The organism is Bradyrhizobium sp., from assembly GCF_016213215.1.
In the GTDB taxonomy this organism is placed as follows: domain Bacteria; phylum Pseudomonadota; class Alphaproteobacteria; order Rhizobiales; family Xanthobacteraceae; genus Bradyrhizobium.
On record NZ_JACRAW010000020.1, the window covers coordinates 39,345 to 57,553 of the forward strand.

15 protein-coding genes and 1 pseudogene are annotated in these 18,209 nt (G+C 61.9%); 5 read left to right on the forward strand and 11 right to left on the reverse strand.

Features of this window, described 5'->3' with window-relative positions:
• Positions 1-13: 13 nt before the first annotated feature.
• From hemC to HY852_RS04955, 4 genes are all read right to left on the reverse strand, one after another.
• Positions 14-994, reverse strand: coding sequence for a hydroxymethylbilane synthase (gene hemC, locus HY852_RS04940; protein WP_291603032.1), 981 nt, complete (start codon positions 992-994; stop codon positions 14-16).
• Between the two features lie 108 nt (positions 995-1,102).
• Positions 1,103-2,740 carry a choline dehydrogenase gene (locus HY852_RS04945; RefSeq protein ID WP_291603033.1) on the reverse strand — a complete coding sequence of 546 codons (1,638 nt, stop codon included), beginning with the start codon at positions 2,738-2,740 and terminating at the stop codon, positions 1,103-1,105.
• A gap of 88 nt (positions 2,741-2,828) precedes the next feature.
• Positions 2,829-5,240 carry a tetratricopeptide repeat protein gene (locus HY852_RS04950; protein ID WP_291603034.1) on the reverse strand — a complete coding sequence of 804 codons (2,412 nt, stop codon included), beginning with the start codon at positions 5,238-5,240 and terminating at the stop codon, positions 2,829-2,831.
• Between the two features lie 367 nt (positions 5,241-5,607).
• A complete protein-coding gene (locus HY852_RS04955) occupies positions 5,608-6,780 on the reverse strand; it encodes an acetyl-CoA C-acyltransferase (protein WP_291603035.1) in 1,173 nt (390 codons plus the stop codon).
• 393 nt (positions 6,781-7,173) lie between these two features.
• Between HY852_RS04955 and gmd the strand changes: the two genes are divergently transcribed.
• Positions 7,174-8,244 carry a GDP-mannose 4,6-dehydratase gene (gmd, locus tag HY852_RS04960; protein ID WP_291603036.1) on the forward strand — a complete coding sequence of 357 codons (1,071 nt, stop codon included), beginning with the start codon at positions 7,174-7,176 and terminating at the stop codon, positions 8,242-8,244.
• 79 nt (positions 8,245-8,323) lie between these two features.
• Here gmd and HY852_RS04965 read toward each other — a convergent pair whose 3' ends face one another.
• From HY852_RS04965 to HY852_RS04985, 5 genes are all read right to left on the reverse strand, one after another.
• Positions 8,324-8,746 carry a hypothetical protein gene (locus HY852_RS04965; protein WP_291603037.1) on the reverse strand — a complete coding sequence of 141 codons (423 nt, stop codon included), beginning with the start codon at positions 8,744-8,746 and terminating at the stop codon, positions 8,324-8,326.
• 347 nt (positions 8,747-9,093) lie between these two features.
• Complete coding sequence (locus tag HY852_RS04970; protein ID WP_291603038.1) at positions 9,094-9,522, reverse strand: hypothetical protein; 429 nt, start codon at positions 9,520-9,522, stop codon at positions 9,094-9,096.
• Positions 9,523-9,901: 379 nt separating this feature from the next.
• Positions 9,902-10,030, reverse strand: a complete 129-nt coding sequence (locus HY852_RS04975; RefSeq protein WP_291603039.1) for a multicopper oxidase domain-containing protein — start codon at positions 10,028-10,030, stop codon at positions 9,902-9,904.
• Positions 10,027-11,082: a multicopper oxidase domain-containing protein gene (locus tag HY852_RS04980; protein WP_291603040.1), complete on the reverse strand. Its 1,056-nt coding sequence runs from the start codon at positions 11,080-11,082 to the stop codon at positions 10,027-10,029. Before HY852_RS04980 ends, HY852_RS04975 begins: the two co-directional genes overlap by 4 nt.
• Positions 11,079-11,825 carry a multicopper oxidase domain-containing protein gene (locus tag HY852_RS04985; protein ID WP_291603042.1) on the reverse strand — a complete coding sequence of 249 codons (747 nt, stop codon included), beginning with the start codon at positions 11,823-11,825 and terminating at the stop codon, positions 11,079-11,081. Before HY852_RS04985 ends, HY852_RS04980 begins: the two co-directional genes overlap by 4 nt.
• Positions 11,826-12,672: 847 nt before the next feature.
• On the opposite strand from HY852_RS04985, the gene HY852_RS04990 reads away from it, so the two are divergent.
• Positions 12,673-14,259 carry a caspase family protein gene (locus HY852_RS04990; RefSeq protein WP_291603043.1) on the forward strand — a complete coding sequence of 529 codons (1,587 nt, stop codon included), beginning with the start codon at positions 12,673-12,675 and terminating at the stop codon, positions 14,257-14,259.
• Between the two features lie 24 nt (positions 14,260-14,283).
• Here the strand turns inward: HY852_RS04990 and HY852_RS04995 are convergent, their stop codons facing one another.
• On the reverse strand, positions 14,284-14,529 hold the full coding sequence (locus HY852_RS04995) for a hypothetical protein (protein ID WP_291603044.1): 246 nt from the start codon (positions 14,527-14,529) through the stop codon (positions 14,284-14,286).
• 108 nt (positions 14,530-14,637) lie between these two features.
• Here HY852_RS04995 and HY852_RS05000 point away from each other — a divergent pair, with 108 nt between their 5' ends.
• Together HY852_RS05000 and HY852_RS05005 are read left to right on the forward strand one after the other, a co-directional pair.
• Positions 14,638-15,276: an OmpA family protein gene (locus tag HY852_RS05000; RefSeq protein ID WP_291603046.1), complete on the forward strand. Its 639-nt coding sequence runs from the start codon at positions 14,638-14,640 to the stop codon at positions 15,274-15,276.
• 40 nt (positions 15,277-15,316) lie between these two features.
• Entirely contained in the window at positions 15,317-16,327 is a 1,011-nt protein-coding gene (locus HY852_RS05005; RefSeq protein ID WP_291603047.1) for a CBS domain-containing protein, read from the forward strand.
• Between the two features lie 51 nt (positions 16,328-16,378).
• Here HY852_RS05005 and pap read toward each other — a convergent pair whose 3' ends face one another.
• Positions 16,379-17,890: a polyphosphate:AMP phosphotransferase gene (gene pap / locus HY852_RS05010; RefSeq protein ID WP_291603048.1), complete on the reverse strand. Its 1,512-nt coding sequence runs from the start codon at positions 17,888-17,890 to the stop codon at positions 16,379-16,381.
• Positions 17,891-17,998: 108 nt separating this feature from the next.
• Between pap and HY852_RS05015 the strand changes: the two are divergent.
• Positions 17,999-18,209, forward strand: a pseudogene (locus HY852_RS05015) (hypothetical protein); the annotation flags it as partial.

Genomic DNA, 18,209 nt, shown 5'->3' on the forward strand with positions numbered 1-18,209 from the left:
GCCGTTCCGAAGGCTACCTCGGCCGGCTGCGCTCGATGATCTCGGCGGCGCCCTTGGCGAGCAGCTCGAGCCCGACGGCTCGGCCGAGCTCGCGCGGCCGATCGGCCGGCCCCATGCGCGACGCCTCGATGAACAGATTGCCGGTCAGATCGAGCACCGACGCGCTCAGCGACATCTGCGCACCGTTGATGGTGGAGTAGCCGGCGACCGGCGAGTTGCAATGGCCATTGAGCACCCACAGCACCTCGCGTTCGGCGTCGGCGCACGCGCGCGCCGCCTTGTCATCGATCGCGGAAAGAATCTGCCGGGTCTGCCAGTCCTGCGCCGCGCATTCGACCGCGACGATGCCCTGCCCGGCCGCAGGCAGCATCTCGTCGGCCGAGAATTCATAGCCGGCGCGGTGCAAGAGGCCGACCCGATCAAGCCCCGAGCGCGCCATGATCAGCGCATCCGCGGGCCCGACCGATCCGCCATCCGGCAGTCGCTGCTTCTCGCCCTGGTCGAGCTTGCGCACGCGAGTGTCGGCGGCACCGCGGAAATGGATGACCTCGACTTCCGGAAACAGCCGACGCGCATAGGCCGCGCGCCGCACCGCGTTGGTGCCGATCTTGAAGCCCTTGCCGCGTGATTGCCTGAGCGCGTCGAGCGAGATGCCCTCGCGCAGCACCAGGACGTCGCCCGGCGGATCGCGCGACAGCGTGGCCCCGATCACGAGGCCGGGGGTGTCCTCGTTCCCGGGCATGTCCTTCAGCGAATGCATCGCCGCGTGCAGGTCACCCGAACGCACGGCGGCCCGGATCTGCGCGACGAAGGCGCCGCCCTTGCCGCCATGCGGCAGCAGCTTGCTGGTCTGGTCGAGGTCGCCGGTCGTGTCGAACTTGACGATCTCGACCTCGACCCCGGCGACGGCGGCAGTCAGGCGGCGCGCGATCTCTTCGGTCTGCGCCAGCGCCATCGTGCTCTTGCGCGTGCCGATCCGCAATCGAATGCCCAAAACTCGTTCTCCTTCCTACGCGCACAAAGCGCGAGCGGTCTTCGCGCTGCCGATCTTGTTTGAGCATGATCTTTCGGAAAACCGGTACCCACTTTTCCGGATCATGCTCTAGCGCGCATCCTCCAATATCATGTCGGAAGCCTTCTCTGCGATCATGATGATCGGCGCGTTGGTATTGCCGGATACAAGGTCCGGCATCACCGAGGCGTCGACCACGCGCAGCCCTTCAAGGCCCCTCACCCGCAGCCGCTGGTCAAGTACCGCGAGCACATCGTTGCCCATACGGCAGGTTGAGGTCGGATGATAGATGGTACTGCCGCGCTGGCGGCAGTATTCGAGGAGTTCCGTATCGGTCGCGACCCTGGCGCCGGGATCGACCTCCTCCTCCACGAATGGTTTCAGCGCCGGGGCGGCGAGAATCCGCCGCAGGATCTTCAGTCCTTCGACATTGGTGGCGCGGTCCGTTTCGGTTGAAAGATAGTTGATCCTGATCTCCGGCGGCACGGCCGGATCGGCGCTCTTGATGCGGAGCGAGCCGCGGCTTTCGGGGCGCAACTGGCACACCGAGGCGGTAAAGCCGGAAAATGCGTGCAGCTTCTCGCCCATCTTGTCGGTCGAGAACGGCAGGAAATGGATCTGCACGTCAGGCGTCGCCAGCCGTGGGCTGGTCTTGAAGAACGCACCGGCAGTCCCCGCGGCGATGGTCAGCCAGCCCTGGCGCAGCGCGGCATAGCGCAGGCCCGCGAGCGTGCGGCGGATCGGATGATTGACGGTGTCATTCAGGGTAATGGGCTGCGTGCAGCGCATTACCACCCTGACCTGCATGTGGTCCTGCAGACCGTGACCGACGCCGGGTGCATCGAGCACGACCTCGATGCCGTGCTTGTTGAGGAGATCCGCTGGTCCAACGCCGGAGAGCTGCAGCAGTTGCGGCGAGTTGTAGGCCCCGCTCGAGATCACCATCTCCCTGCGCGCGCGGGCCCTGCGCAGCTCCGCGCCACATCGATACTCGATGCCGACCGCGCGACGGCCTTCGAACAAAATCCGCTGCGCCAGCGCGGAGGTTTCGACCTTGAGATTGGACCTGTTTCGCGCTGTCCGCAGATAGGCGACCGCCGTCGAGGCCCGCCGCCCCTTGCGGGTGGTGGTCTGGAAAAAGCCCGCTCCTTCCTGGGTCGCGCCGTTGAAGTCGCGGTTGAAGGGAATGCCGGTCTCGGCGGCCGCCGCGATGAAAGCCTTCGACAGCGGATCGGCATGCAGAAGGTCGGACACCGGCAGCGGGCCTCCGGTGCCATGGAATTCGTCGGCGCCGCGCTCCTGGTTTTCTGCCTTCCTGAAATAGGGCAGAACGTCGTCATAGCCCCAGCCGGCATTGCCGAGCTGGCGCCAGCGGTCGTAATCCTCACGCTGGCCGCGAACGTAGAGCAGTCCGTTGATCGAGCTCGACCCGCCCAGCACCTTGCCGCGCGGCTGGAAAACGGTCCGCCCACCAAGGCCCGGCTCGGGCTCGGTCTCGTACATCCAGTTGACGCTCTTTTCCTTGAACAGGCGGCCATAGCCGAGCGGCACGTGAATCCAGATGTTGGTATCCTTCGGCCCCGCCTCCAGCAGGAGCACGGAGTGCCTGCCGCTCTCCGTCAGGCGATTGGCGAGCACGCAGCCGGCAGAGCCTGCGCCGACGATGATATAGTCGAACTCGGGGACCGGCCGGCTGCCGGCGGCGCGGGAGTGCACAGGCTGGTTCATGCTGTTTGAGTCTTGTCCCTGCTGAGTTTCGGCGTTCCTCATCCGATCTCTTCATAGCACACCCGCTCGAGCCATGTGCGCCGACCTGCTAGTTCAAGAACACCTCGCCAAGCAGCGACGAGTTCACCCACGGAATCTGTCGTTTCCCGGTGGCTCCAGCGACATCGATGCGGACGCGGGTGAGCATCTGGTTCACTTCCAGCTTGGGCGTGCCGATATGCCTGAGCAGAGCGGCGGTGAACGGGCTGTGATTGCCGGTGCCGTCCTCAGCCGTGGTCCCCGGCGCGGTGGCGAACGCAATCAGCGTGCCGCTGCCGACCGTTGCGTAGCCGGTCAGACCGGCCCCCCTGGCGATCGACCGGCCCGATGACAGATGCGCCTCGAACGGATTATCGCGGCAGGCATCAAGGATGATCACATTGGCTCGGGCTTCGTCGTCGAGCCCCTTGAGGATGCGGTCGATGTCCACCAGTTCGAATATCGCCGAGCTCTTGCTGGAAACGATGGCGTCGACCGGCACGAGGTAGTTGTTGCCGTCAACCTGGATGCCGTGCCCGGCGTAGAACAGCAGGCGCAACTTCGCCGCGGGCGCTTTCTGGAGGAAGTCGAGCAGCGCGCGCTCCATGGCGGCACGGTCGAGGTCCGTCGCCTCGATCACCGCAAAGCCATCCTTTTTGAGCGCCTCGGCCACGGCGCGCGCGTCATTTGACGGGTTGGGCAGCGCCGGCGCATTTCGATAGGCGCCGTTGCCGATCACCAAGGCAAGCTTTGAACCGACCACCGTCGCTGGGGCAACGATCTTGGGCAGCGTGGTCTGGGGAGTCGGCGAAGCCGTTGCAGCCGACGTCGCCGGCCTCGTAGGTACCGATTTGGCGACGGGCGCCGGTCTCGGCACCGGCGCGGCGGGCGCGGCCGTCAGGACCGCCAAGCGCGCCTGCGCCGTGTCATGGCCCCATTTGCCGGTTCCGTACTTGATCGGCAGGCTCAGCGCAGTCTGGAAGTCCGATCGCGCCCGATCGATATCACGCTTGCTCTCATAGGCGAGGCCGCGATGCGCAAAGGCGCCGCCATAGCTCGGGTCGAGTCGGATGGCTTCACTGAAATCGGCTATGGCGCGATCCCGATCACCTTTCCTGCTGAACAGGATGCCGCGATTGTTATAGGCGAACTGATCTGTCGGCTTCATCCTGATATAGCTGGAATAGTCCGTGATCGCGCGGTCGACCTCGCCCTTGCCCGAAAGCATGCGGGCCCGGCCGAACAGCGCGGAGCCCTCGGCGGGATCGAGCCGGATGGCCTCGCTATAATCGGCGATCGCCTTCTCGTAATCATTCTTGTCGTCGAAGATCTTTGCCCGTCCCCGGCGCACAGCGGCGTTGTTCGGGTCAATGCGGATCGCAGCCGCATAGTCCGACAATGCCTTGTCGGTGTCATGCTTGCCGTGCCAGGCATTGCCGCGCCCCATATAGGCGTGGGGGTCCGACGGATTGAGGCCGATCAGGATGCTGTAATCAGCAATCGCCGAGTCGAAGTCACCCTTGCGGATGTAGGTTAAGGCTCGGGTGCGGTACGCACTGGAGAACTTCGCATCCAGCTGGATCGCGCTGGTTGCGTCCGCGATCGCATGATCGAAATCGTTCTTGCGCTGAAAGACATTGCCGCGGCTGTTGAGAACGTAGACGTCCTTCGGATTGAGGCGGATCGCGTCGCTGTAATCGGCGAGCGCATGGTCGAGATCGCCTTTCGATTCGAAAATGTTTCCGCGATTCCGGTACGCGAGGGCAAACTTGGGATCCGCCTGGATGGCGCTGGTCAAATCGGCCATCGCGCGATCAGGGTTGTTCCTGCGCCGAAACAGATTGCCGCGGTTGTTGTACGAACGCGCGTCCTTCGGGTTGAGCTCGATGGCCCTCGAATAGTCGGCGATGGCGCCATCGATGTCGTTCTTCATCTCCCAAGTATAGCCGCGACTGAAATAGGCATTGGCATAATTGACGTCGAGGGCAATCGCCGAGTTGAAATCCGATATCGCGCGATCGAGGTCGCCCTTCTTTCTGAAGGCCACACCCCGGTTGTGGTAGGCGATGGCGGCGCTCGGATCGAGCCGGACGGCCTCGTTCAGATCGGCAAGCGCGCGGTCGAGGTCGCCCTTGATCTCAAAGATCGTACCCCGCCCTCGATAGGCCAGCGCAAAGTTGGGATCGAGCGCGATGGCGCGATCGAAGTCGGCAAACGCATCATCGTTCTCGTTCTTGCGGAAATGACCCGCGCCGCGATTACGGTACACCACCGCGAGGTCATGGCCGCTCACCTTGCCGCCGCTGATGATGGCGCTGCAGGCCGAAATTCCGATGTCCGGCCGGGCGTCTGCGGCGTTGCAGTCAGTCCCTTCGTCCGCAAGGACGGCGAAGGCACCGATTGTGGCAAACAGAACGGCAAGCAGGGTCGTGCGGAATGAAGCTCCCCTGGCGGCTGTACAACAGTACCGAAAGTCAGGCATGTGCGGACCCGGCATTCTCGGATGAGCGATGCTCTTGCTCTTACATGTACGCTGATAAGGAAAGTCGCGCGTTTGATCCTACTCAAAGCTCGCGGCGCAAACCAACGAGCGCCCTGTCGAAACGGCGCGGCAGAGCATCACGGCCGCAGCCCATCACCCGATCGAGCTTGACGGAAGGCCGCGGTCGAACCGTCGGAAGCGGGAGCCAGCCGCGAACAAAACTGCGGCTAGCCGTTCCGGCTGCTGGCCCGCCTCTCGCGTTCCGATGCGCCGGAAACCCGGCGTATCGGTCGGTTCACGTCGTAATAGTCATGCGGCGGCCGGCAGTTTCAAAATGAACCCGGCGGTATGATTTGCGGCTTGGTCCTCAGCTGTAGATCTCGAACAGCCCCGCGCCGCCCTGACCACCGCCGATGCACATGGTGACGACGCCCCATTTTGCCTTGCGGCGACGGCCTTCCTGCAGGATGTGACCGGTCAGGCGGGCGCCGGTCATGCCGAAGGGATGACCGATGGCGATGGACCCGCCATTGACGTTGTACTTCGCCGGATCGATCCCGAGTTTGTCGCGGCAATAGAGACACTGGCTGGCGAACGCCTCGTTGAGCTCCCACAGATCGATATCATCGATCTTCAGCCCCTGGCGCTTGAGGAGCTTCGGAATGGCGAAAACCGGGCCGATGCCCATTTCGTCCGGCTCGCAACCGGCACTGGCCCACGACACGAAGCGTCCCAACGGTTCAAGGCCGCGCCTTTCGGCATCCTTGGCTTCCATCAGCACGACAGCGGCCGCACCGTCCGAGAGCTGGCTGGCGTTGCCAGCGGTGACGTACTTGCCCGGGCCCTTGACCGGCTCGAGCTTGGCGAGACCTTCCATCGTCGTGTCGGGACGGTTGCACTCGTCCCGCGTCACCGTGTAGTCGACGATGCTTTCCTCCTTCGTCTCCTTGTTGACGACCTTCATCTTCGTCTTCACGGGGACGATTTCGTCCTTGAACTTGCCGGCCTGCTGGGCTGCGGCCATACGGCGCTGCGATTCCAGCGAGAATTCGTCCTGGTATTGGCGGCTGATATTGTAGCGCTGGGCAACGATGTCGGCCGTATCGATCATGGCCATGTAAATATCCGGAGCGTATTTCAGGAGTTCCGCATCCTGGGCTTCCTTCGGCATCCCGCCTTGGGGAACGGAGATGCTCTCGACACCGCCGGCAACGATACAGTCGGAGCCGTCCGAGCGGATGCTGTTCGCCGCCATGGCAATCGTCTGCAAGCCCGAGGAGCAGAAGCGGTTGACGGAAACGCCGCCGGTGGTCTTGGGCATGCCTGCAAGTAGCGCCGCCTCGCGGCCGATATTGCGGGCGCCGTGGGCACAATTGCCGAGATAGCAGTCCTCGACATAGTCCTTGTCGACGCCGGCGCGCTCAACGGCGTGCTTGATCGCGTGCGCCGCCATGGTCATCGGCGGCGTGATATTGAAGCCACCGCGCCCCGATTTGGCGAGCCCGGTGCGAGCATATGAAACGATGACAGCCTCACGCATGGTCTATTCCCTTCCCTGGACGGATCGTTCTGCCCATTCCCTAGCAAACGCCGCAAGGCTGGTCGATGGGGTTCCCTGCGGCACGACGCCGTGATGAAGGCGCGGGCGCGCGCGGGAGAGGTGGGTTTATCCGTCGCGCGAAAAATTCCAGACAGGCCCGGAACAGCGGCCGCAAGCAGAATGAGCGGTGGCGGGCCCCTTCCCGTCGGCGGCGGATTGAGCCACCCGCCGCCGGCTGATGGAAGAGACGCTACCCGATCCCGGCGTTCGAGGCCAGGTACGGCAACACTGGGGCCGGGCGGCTAACGCAGGGTCTGCGCAAGCACGAATTGTGTGCTAGATGCCCATTCCCGGCTCGGGAACTCACCTCGGGCCCCACGTACTGGAGAAGTCATGGCGGTTGAAAATTCGAAGCGCCGCGTCGCGTTGATCACAGGGGTTACCGGTCAGGACGGCGCCTATCTTGCCGAATACCTGCTCAGGCTCGGCTATACCGTGCACGGCATCAAGCGGCGTTCGTCCTCCTTCAACACCGCGCGCGTCGATCACCTCTATCAGGATCCGCATGTCGGGAATGTGCCGTTTCTCATGCATTACGGGGACATGACGGACTCGACCAATCTCATTCGCCTGGTGCAACAGATTCGGCCGACCGAAATCTACAACCTGGCCGCCCAAAGCCACGTCCAAGTCAGCTTCGAAACTGCTGAATATACCGCCAACGCTGACGCTATCGGGGTTCTTCGATTACTGGAGGCCATACGCATTTTGGGCATGGAGAAAGAGACGCGCTTCTACCAGGCATCGACTTCCGAGCTCTATGGCCTGGTGCAGGAAATCCCGCAAAAGGAGACGACGCCATTCTATCCGCGCTCGCCTTACGGTGTCGCCAAACTGTACGGATACTGGATCACGGTGAACTACCGTGAAGCCTACGGCATGTTCGCCTCGAACGGAATTCTCTTCAATCACGAGAGCCCGATCCGCGGCGAGACCTTCGTGACACGCAAGATCACGCGCGGCGTCGCGCGCATCGAACTGGGTATGGACGAAACAATCTATCTGGGAAATCTCGAAGCCAAGCGCGACTGGGGCCATGCGCGGGATTATGTCGAAGGCATGCACCTGATCCTGCAGGCGGACAAACCGGAGGACTTTGTGCTGGCGACCGGCGAGACGCATTCGGTGCGGGAATTGGTCGAGCTAGCCTTCAACGAAGTCGGCCGCAGCATCGAATGGCGCGGTAAGGGTGTGGACGAGACTGGCATCGACAAGCGGAGCGGCAAGGTCCTGGTTCGCATCGATCCGACGTACTTCCGTCCGACCGAAGTCGACCTCTTGATTGGCGACGCGAGCAAAGCGCGGCAAAAGCTCGGCTGGAAGCCCAAAACCAGTTTTGCGCAACTGGTGAAAGAAATGGTCGCCAGTGATCTGGCAGAGACCAGGCGCAGCGTCTCGAAATAGCGGGCGCCTCTCGAGCCCGGGAAACGCCCCCCGCATCAGCACCACTGCGATTCGCTGCAGGTACCCCCGATGCGACCGGTCAGCCGGGGGGCGGCTTGAAATCCGGGAAGCGGGTCAGCAACGCGGCCTTGACGAACTTCAAATGGGAAATCGTGTTGGCCAGTTCCTTGAGCCGCCGCTGGCCGTTGGAGATGTCGGCCGCAAACAGATCCTGGTGGTAGTTGTCTAGCGGCTCCCGATCCAGGTATTCGTCCGTTCCGTTACCGAAGGTGACCGCGGAGCGCGCAAGCGCATCATCCACGCGCTTGGTCAGGCCCGCCTGCTCCCGCTCTGCATCCTGGAGAGCCGTCTCGATGGCGGTGAAGACCGAGCCGATGCGCACGCGATCCGTTTCCGCATCGCGTTCAGTCGCGCGAGCCTTGAAGCCCTTCTCACCGGAGCGCTCGTGGGAACGCTCGTGAAGGAGGTTGTGTGCGCGAGCCCGCAAGAACAGCTGAAACATGTCCGTCTTTCGGTCTGAAGTGACCCGCCGACAGGATCGGCCGGGCATGGTTAACAAAGACTTAAGTCCTGCACTGGCTCACACGGAATGGTTGTTCCAGCAAACGTTTTCTCGGACTGGCAGTTTCGTGTTTCTCGTCCCCTTCTGCACCAGTCGGACTGCCCGGAAGCTGGTCTTTGCACGCAGGATCGGTCAAACCCCGCCGTTCTCAAATACCGCTGTTGGCCTGGCCTGAAGCGACGTTTGACGGGTCGACGCTGTTGCGAACATTCGCGCGGGCGGACGGCAGAGACGCACTTTCGAGTCCAAACGGAAATCTGCAGGCCCGCGCGCAGGCGTCGATCGGCTCATAAGCCGAACGGATTGCGGGTGCGCGACCGGAAGTCGAGGCCTTTTGGCAGCTTGTCGGGGTTCAGCTTGAGCACGGTGTGCTTGAGATCGAACGCAGGCTTGTCATCCTGGCTTGGGATCAGCGTCGCTTCGAAGACGACGCCGGGGGCCTGCTTGGCGCTTCCGGTGCAGGTCGCGATGGCGCCCTTGACCTGCCCCGTCAGCGTGACCTCGACCTCGTCGAGACCGAACACGGTCGACGGGCCGTCGGCGTGCCGTTTGGTCGTCAACGTTGCGGTAAATCGTTCTTGGTCGATCTCGTAGGAGCCGGCATAGGTAAAGAATCCATCGCCACCCGAGATCTCGCCGTTCTTCAGGTAGACGATACCAGTGCCTTGGCCATACTTCGTTCTGAACCAGGCAGCATATTTGCCGTCTTTGGACATGGAAAAATACTCGCATCAAGAGTGCTAACATTTGGCGCCAACTCTTGGGCGAGACCATGACGCCGAGGCCGCGTGGCTTTCGACAGTTAATGATTTCTAAAGAGGGCTACGGCTCGCCCTCCAGTTGCCGGACCTGAAGAAGATGGGGGCTGCGACGGTGACACGAGGTCCATGGCGGTGATCTGTGTCGAGGCGCGGCACATGCGAACGGTGTTACAGGCAGATCAACAAGACCGACCGCAACGATGCGCGGTATGGCGCAGATGATGCGGGCGGGACGTTGTCGTCGAGTGCATAAGACGCTGCGCAATCAGAAACTGCGGACGCTGCTGACCCATGTCGGCCGATTTTGATTATCAAAAAGAAGCCAACCGAGTGACTACGTGAACAGGCCGGGATCGCTGACTACCGTGTACGGCCGCATCATTTCGTTGTCCTCATGCGAGAGGATATGGCAGTGCCAGACGTAGTCGCCCGGCTTATCAAAGGTCGCGACAAGCGCCATCATCTGCTGCGGGTCCACAGAGACGGTGTCCTGCCATCCAGTCTCTTCAGGTCGCAGAGCGATTTTGTCGCCGATCCAGATGTCCGCGACCAGATAGTCCGGGGATGACCCGTTACGTAAGTAATCAGCCCATCCGCGTTCGTATCGTCGGGGATGCCATTGTCATCCTGATCAAGGAAGTCGATGTGCCACTTCCCCAGTACCTGATATTGCGTCAGGTGCAGATGGATCGGATGGCTATCCTCCGAGAAGTTGAACATTTCCCACTGCTCAGTTGAGCCAAGGAGCGGCTTTTCGGTCGTTGGCGCCTCCCATGCTAGCGGGCCAAAATCACCGGACGACATCTTGTCGGTGATGACCGTACCGGCTTCAGCCTTGCCAAGCATCGGGGTGACGCGGTCATACCCATCGACGCCCTCAAACAATCCGACCTTCCGAACATTCGTCGCGATATCGGCAACATCATCGTGGTTGGCGTCCTGCGTGAGGCTCACGAAGTCCTTCACCAGGACGGTTCCGTCCTGAACCTTCGCGTCAAACGGTTTGATCTCAGTGTCGACAGCGAATTGCATGATGTTGCCGACGGGATCGTTCGCGCCAGCCGACTCTGCATCCCCGAACAAAAGGCCCTCAGACGAGACCCCCTTGAATGGGTCGAATTTCGGACCAACGTTAAGCAGGTTCACGGGATCACCGTTGTCAAGCTTGCTGAAATCGAACACGAGTTCGACGCGGTCGCCAGGCGCGAGAACAAGGAATTCGTTGCTTTCCTGAATGCCGTCGCCATCGCTGATAGTCACGGCCTGAGGGAGAAGCCCGCCTTCCGTCCCGACGAGGTGCACCGCAACGTCTGGATTGCTGACCTCGAGCACGTAGAAGCGGGAATCGGAGCCGTTGAGAAGCCGGAATTCGTAATCGCCCGCGGCGACGTTCAGCTTGGGCCACGCCATGCCGTTGACCAGGATCGTATCGCCGAAGAACTCCGGGACGACCGACGGCGCATTCTCGCCGAACGTGTCATAGAATTTCTGGGGTACCACATCGCCGACAGTCATATCGCTGCCGGGAAGAGGATCGGTTTTAAGGCAGGATAATAGAGTTGACCATCGCTCGTGAAGGCGCGGTCCTGGATCGCCAGGCCGAGGTCGTAGTCCCCGCTTGGAAGGACGCCCTGCTTCACAAGGTGGAGTCGGTTCTGGTCTTCGAGCACGTAAAACCCGGCAAGACCCGCGTAGACGTTGAGGCGTGTTATCCCGAGCGCATGGTCATGGTACCAAAGCGTGGCAGCCTGCTGGTCGTTGCCATACGTCATTGTCGAGGTGACAAACCCCGGGCCAACACCTCGCGGCCCGTTCCCGCCTCCCGATTGGGTGAACCACTGATCGGGCAAGCCGTCGAAAATCGAGTCGTTATGCCCACCATGAAGATGGGTCACTATAGGTACGTAACCGCTGCTCAGCGGGTGAGTTAACGAGTCCGCGAAATGCAGCGAGGTATCAACTGGCAGAAGGTGTCCCGTAAGAGGCAGCTTGTTCTGCCAGTTGACCGTTATTGGTACCCCTTCGTAGGCAAGAATTGTCGGGCCGGGGTAGCTGGTGTTTCCTAACCCGGTCCCGTAACCCCAAACCGTCGTGTAGAGTGCATGGCCATCAGCATCATGTAGCCCGAGAAACTGGCTTGTTTGGTGAATCTGGAGCGTGATGTGCCTACCTCTGCTCGCATCGATCACCTCGGGTATGGGTAAGGCATTCTCGAACGCATGCTCATCAAACAGAGCTTCCGAGTCGAGCAGGGCCATGGAAGGGTGCCACGTCTCTTTCGAGACTGGGAAGCGCAACAGCGCGTCAGTCGCAAAGCCGGCAGCAGTGTTGTTAGGGCGGAGCTTTGACTGATTATTGGCCCGTCAGAGCGGTCAAGCAGCGTGTCCGTTGCGGCGCCAACTTCATGTTTCAGCCGTGGCATGGCAACACCCGTTAAGGGCAGCCCCAGCGCAATGATAATAACTTAATTGAATCACAACGTACAACGTAAGAAAATAGTGTCGGGTCGATGACTCCCATTACGCAAGAAGCGGGATGAACTCGCGCCGCTTGATGCTTGTTCCAGACCTCGGAACAGCATCAAATCGGCTTGAATCAGGATAGCGAAGGGCTCAGGTCTGCCACTTGCGGTACGGCGGGGGCGCGACGGCTGTGGTCACCGCATCGGACGACCTCGCGACACCACAAAACCGATCTTGGGTTGACCTGCCTCAACGCGGGCAAACCGCGCGTGCTGTGACCTGAACCCAGGCACCCACAGCGACCGCTGCGTCTTTAATGAACACCTTCTCAAATTGCGCCCGGCCCGTTTGCATCGCTTGGCTTGGCGTGATGGCGATGCTCATGCCGGCGAACCTGGCCCACGCCCAGCAGAGCGATTATGCCGAGTGTGTGGCGCTCCGGTACGAGCGCGTCAGGACCGACAACGAGATCGCCGGCACGGTCCGGGCCTGCACCGGCGTGCTGGACGATCCGTCGGCGACGGCAGAGCAGCGCGCGCACGCCTACTATTTCAGGGGCCTCAATCATTTTCTCAAGGCGAGCCAACTGGCGATTGCCGACATGAAGCCGATCGGATCGGCGGGCGAAGCATCCCAGCGCGAAGTGAAGCTCGCCCTCGATGACCTTGCAGCGTCGATCTCCGCCGCACCCAGGCCGGCCCCGCAACCATTCAGCCTGCGGGCGACGATCTACACGGTGCTGGAGCGGTTCGATCATGCGCTTTCTGATCTCGCGGAAGCCATTCGCGCCGACCCGAAAATCTCATCACACCACGTCCAACGCGCGATCATTCTCGAACGACTGGACCGCTTCTCCGAGGCTCGAACCGAACTCGATACCGCGGTCCAGTTCGACCCCGGCAATCAGAACGCATGGATCAACCGCGCCATTCTGTGGGCCCGATACGGCGATTTCGAACAGGCGCTCGCCGACTATGACCGTGCGGAAACGGCGGGCGGCAGCCAGACCTGGTATGCCCTCAGCGGCCGCGCCAGGCTTGCCTACGTTGTCGGAGAGCCGCAACGCGCTTTTGCCGACTGGACCAGGGCGGCGGAAACTTCGCCGCTGCCCATGCTGGCGGCGCAATTCCATGTCCGTGCCGGCAACCTCGCGCGCGACTACCTGAAGGATCTGGACAAGGCGCTGCACGCCTACGGCCGGGCGCTTGCCGTGCTCCCGACCTATGCCCAGGCAGTGATCGAGCGCGGATTGGCCTACGAAAGGTCGAAGCGGTTCGACGAAGCGGCGAGCGAGTATCGCAAGGCCGGCGACATGACGCGAACCAACCCCATGGATAAGGCCACCTATGACTATTCGCTTTTCCGGCTCGAAGTGCTGCGCGCCCGGCTCTCGCGAAGGGCCGGCGATCCGTTGCCGCCGAATATCGACGTGCTCTCCCGCTCCGCTTCGATCGGCAAGCAACAGGGGCGACGCATTGCACTCGTCATCGGCAACGCCGCCTACGCCAATGTGCCGCCGTTGATGAATTCTGACCGGGATGCCGAGAGCGTCGGCGCCGCCCTCAGCGAAGCCGGATTCGCCCAGGTGACGGTAGGGAGAGACCTCGATCGAAATCAGCTGGAAGCTTCGTTGCAGCAGTTCGCGCGCGAAGCCGCCGGCGCAGACTGGGCGGTAATCTACTACGCCGGTCACGGCATCGAGGTTGACGGAGTCAACTATGCCATTCCGGTTGATGCGAGCATGGACACATTGAGAGATGCCCCCTCCCATGCGATATCCATCGACCAGATGGTTGCTGCGGTCGGGCCCGCCAAGCACCTGCACATGATCGTGCTCGATGCCTGCCGGGACGACCCCTTCGTGCAGCAAGCGCACCGGATCGCCGCCCGCAAGAGAACCTTCGACAAATCCACCGACACTGCCTTGGATCAGCTCCTCGCGCGCCGGAAAGAGATCGGTGGCGGATTGGCGGGCCTGAAGACGGAGCACTTGAACATGGTCGCGCTGTATTCGACCCAGCCCGGCGAGGTCACGCTCGACGGCGATGAGTTCAACAGCCCCTTTACGCGGGCATTACTCAAGAACCTGCCGACGCCGAACCTGGACCTGCGATCGTTCTTTGATCGGGTCCGCGACGAGGTGACCAATGGCACACAGGGGCGCCAGCGGCCGGCGTTCAATGGGCGGTTACGCGAAGGAGAGAGGTTCTTTTTCTTTCCGACCCGGTAAGAAAATGGTCGACGCTGGCGGATCCTATTTCTGTTCGTTGGCGCGGCCGGTGCCGGGCACCTCGTCCGCGCGAGACGGTATTGCAGGGGGCGGACTTGCCGCGACTTCCTCACTGGTCCCATCGCCGCAGAGCTCGGCCGTGCCTTCGGCCACTGCTTCCGCGACTTCCGCCACTTCCGCCGCGATCGCCTTCACGTCAGCCGCAACGGCCTTCGCGATCTCCGCGACCTCTTCCTTTAGCGTCTCGGCAATGCTGCTATCACCACTCATGGCATCCTCTAGAATCTCCGGCGTCCGCCTGTTCTTTGATTTCCGTCAAGGAGCCGATTCCGGTTCGAGCCGATACATTTCATACCATAGCAGAGGGTGGACAAGGCCATGACATATTTACGCAGCGAAGGCCGATTTCTCCGCAAACTGACCATTGGGTGCGGAATCGCACTGCTTGCGGCGTGTGGTTTGGCCCAGGCGGCCGAACCGGTCAGCGAGTCGCAGATCCTGCGGGCGCTCACGCCGAAATCGGTAACCCGCAATCTGAGCGGCATGCCGGCGCAGCAGAATACCCAACGCCAGACCTTCATCAACAGCCTGCGCACCAAGACGCGCTCGCTGACGGTCGACGAGCGGACCGAGGTGGCGACGATCGCCAAGGAACGGCCGAGCATCGATCTCGAAATCTATTTCGACTACAACTCCTCCGAGATCGCCAGCAAGGCCGTGCCCGACCTGATGAATCTTGGTCGCGCGCTCACCAATCAAGCGCTGCAGGGCGGCGTGTTTCTGCTGAGCGGCCACACCGATGCCAGGGGCAGCCAGGAGTACAACCAACAGCTGTCGGAGCGCCGGTCGCAGTCGGTAAGGGCCTTTCTGGTCCAGAACTTCCGTATTGCCTCCGAGAATCTGGTATCGGCCGGCTACGGCAAGGAGCAGCTGAAGAATCGGGCCAATCCCTTCGCCGCCGAAAATCGGCGGGTGCAGGTGACCAATCTGGCGACAAAGCAGGAAGCCGGCAACTGATCGGCAAGCAAACTGGGATAGCTTCCTAAACGGAGAACCGATGAAGGCGCGCGATATCATGAACCGGAACGTGGTGGCGACGACGGCGGATGCGTCAAGGCGCGCCGTCGCCACGCTTCTTGCCAGGCACAGCATCAGCGCCGTGCCCGTCGTTGACGAGCAAGGCAGGCCGATCGGGATGATCAGCGAGGGTGACCTGATGCCGCGCGACGAGTCGGCGCGGGAAGCCCGCCGCGATTGGTGGCTCAAGGCGCTGGCCGAAGGCGAGGAACTCAATCCGGAATTTCTCGGTTTTCTGGAATCGCAGGACCGCTCCGCGCGGGACATGATGATCTCGCCCGTCGTGACGGTGGACGAGGACGCCGACGCGATCGAGATCGCGGAGCTATTGTCGGCGAGGAAGATCAAACGGGTACCGGTCATGAGCGGCGGCCGCATGGTCGGCATCGTCAGCCGCGCCGATCTGGTTCGGGCATTCGCCAACAGGCAGGCGGCTCAGCCCGAGCCGTCGCCCGAGAACATCGGCAAGGGTCCTGCCCTCCTGGAAAGGCACGGTGCAATGAAAGACATTCGGAAGCCGACGGCCGCAATCTCCTCGGCCCACGCCGGCAGCACCGAATTGTCGGCCGGTGCGTTCCGCGATTTGGCGCTCAATTTCAAACAGCACGAGACACAGCATCGCGACGAAGTGCGGCACCAGCTCACCGAAACGCATCACAAGCAGGCAGAGCAGATGATGTCCGCTCGGCTTTCGGAAGCATCCTGGCAGCACATGCTGCGAAACGCGCGCGCTGCGGCCCAGAAGGGCGATGAGGAACAGCTCTTGCTGCGCTTTCCGTCCGAGCTCTGCACCGACCACGGCCGCGCCATCAACGCACCCGATCCGAGCTGGCCGACGACACTTCGCGGCCTCGCCGCCGAGGTCTTCATGCGGTGGAAAAAGGAGTTGCAACCGCAAGGCTTCAGCCTGGTTGCGCGCGTGGTCGAATTCCCGGATGGCCTGCCCGGCGATATCGGACTGTTTCTCGAATGGGGAAGAAGAGAAGGCTGACCGGCCGCAAGGCGCGAGCCGCTTGTGCATCGGCGGCCGCCGCCTGCGGCTTCACTTCCGCTTGCCGTCCTTCTTCGGGATCTGCTCGAGCCGCTCTTCCACGGCGCTGCACAGAGTCTTCAGCACCTTGATCCGGGCGTGATACTTGTTGTTAGCTTCGACCAGCGTCCACGGCGCCTTTGCCGTCGAAGTGCGGTCGACCATGTCGCAGACCGCAACTTCATAGTCATTCCACCGCTCGCGATTGCGCCAGTCTTCCTTGGTGATCTTGAAACGCTTGAACGCGACCTGCTCGCGTTCCTTGAAGCGCCGGTACTGCTCGTCCTTGCTGATTGCGAGCCAGAATTTCGCGACCACCGTGCCGTGGCTGACCATGGCGTCTTCGAAGTCGTTGATCTCGCCATAGGCCCGCATCCAGTCTGCATCCGAGCAGAACCCTTCGATCCGCTCGACCAGCACCCGGCCGTACCAGGACCGATCGAAGATCGTGAGATTGCCGTGCCTCGGCAGATGGCGCCAGAAGCGCCAGAGATAGGGCTGTGCAAGCTCCTCTTCGGTCGGCGCGGCGACCGAAACTGTATCGTACCACCGCGCGTCCAGCGCCTGGGTAACTCGCCGGATCGCGCCGCCTTTCCCGGCGCTGTCGTTACCCTCGAACACCGCCACCACCGAGAGATTCTTGAAGCGCGGATCGCGCGAGGCGACGTTGAGCCGCCCCTGCCATTTCTCCAGCTCCAATTTGTACTCGTCCTTCGACATCTTCTGGTCGAGCTCGAGCTTGCTGATCACATTCAACCGGTCGCCGACAACCGGCAGCGGCAGGGCCTTCCTGGCTGGCTTCTTCCCGCGTGAATCGTCAAGTCGCTGGCGAATGGTCGCCAGCAGATGCCGGCCGACGGTCAGCGCCCGAAAACGGGCATCGGCGCCGGGCACCACGATCCAGGGCGCCTCGCCGGTCGACGTTTCGCGCAGGAAAGGATCGCAGACCTTGATGAACCGGTCGTAGAGCCTGAAATAGTCCCATTCCAGATCGGTGACCCGCCAACGCGTCTTGGGATCCTTTTCGAGCGACTCCAGCCGCTTCTTCTGCTGGCCCTTGGACAAGTGAAACCAGTACTTGATGAGCAGGATGCCCTCATCGCACAGCATCTTCTCCAGCCGCTGGATTTCGGCAACGGCGCCTGAGAACTCTCCTTCGCCGGTCTCACCGATGACACGCTGTACGATCGGCATCGTATGCCAGGCACCGAAGAAGATGCCGATTTCCCCCTTTGGAGGCAGGGCGCGCCAGAAACGCCAGTTCGGCGGTCGCTCGCTTTCCTCGTCGGAAGGTCGGAAGAATGCATGGGTATGGATCTGGCGAGGGTCCATCCACTCGTTGAGGAGATTGACCGTCTCGCCCTTGCCGGCGCCCTCGACGCCTGCGATCAGGATCAGCACGGGAAAGCGGCGTTGCTCCTTCAGGTCGAACTGCGCGTTGAGCAGCGCCTCCCGGAGCTTTGCCTCCTCGCGGTGGTAGACAGCCGGGGCAACGTGGTGCTTTAGTTTTGCTGATTCAAACATCGTCGCATAATGTGAAACCAGTCAGAACGAAGAATGATCCAGATCAAAGCTTCCAGCCTCCCTCGATTTATCAGGCAATTAAACCAATTTCTCTTCGGGAGCGATGCCATGAAAAGGCTGCTCGGTGTCGTAGTCGGCGTATTTGGTCTCGCTGCGTCCGCCGCAGCCCAGTCGCCCGTTGCCATCGTCGAGGACGTGCAAGGCAAGGTCCAGGGCGTTGAATTCATGGACTATGTGGCGCCCGGCAAGGTGATCAAGCTCGCCCCCCAGGCCACGGTCGTCCTCGGCTACATGAAATCGTGCTGGCGCGAGACGATTA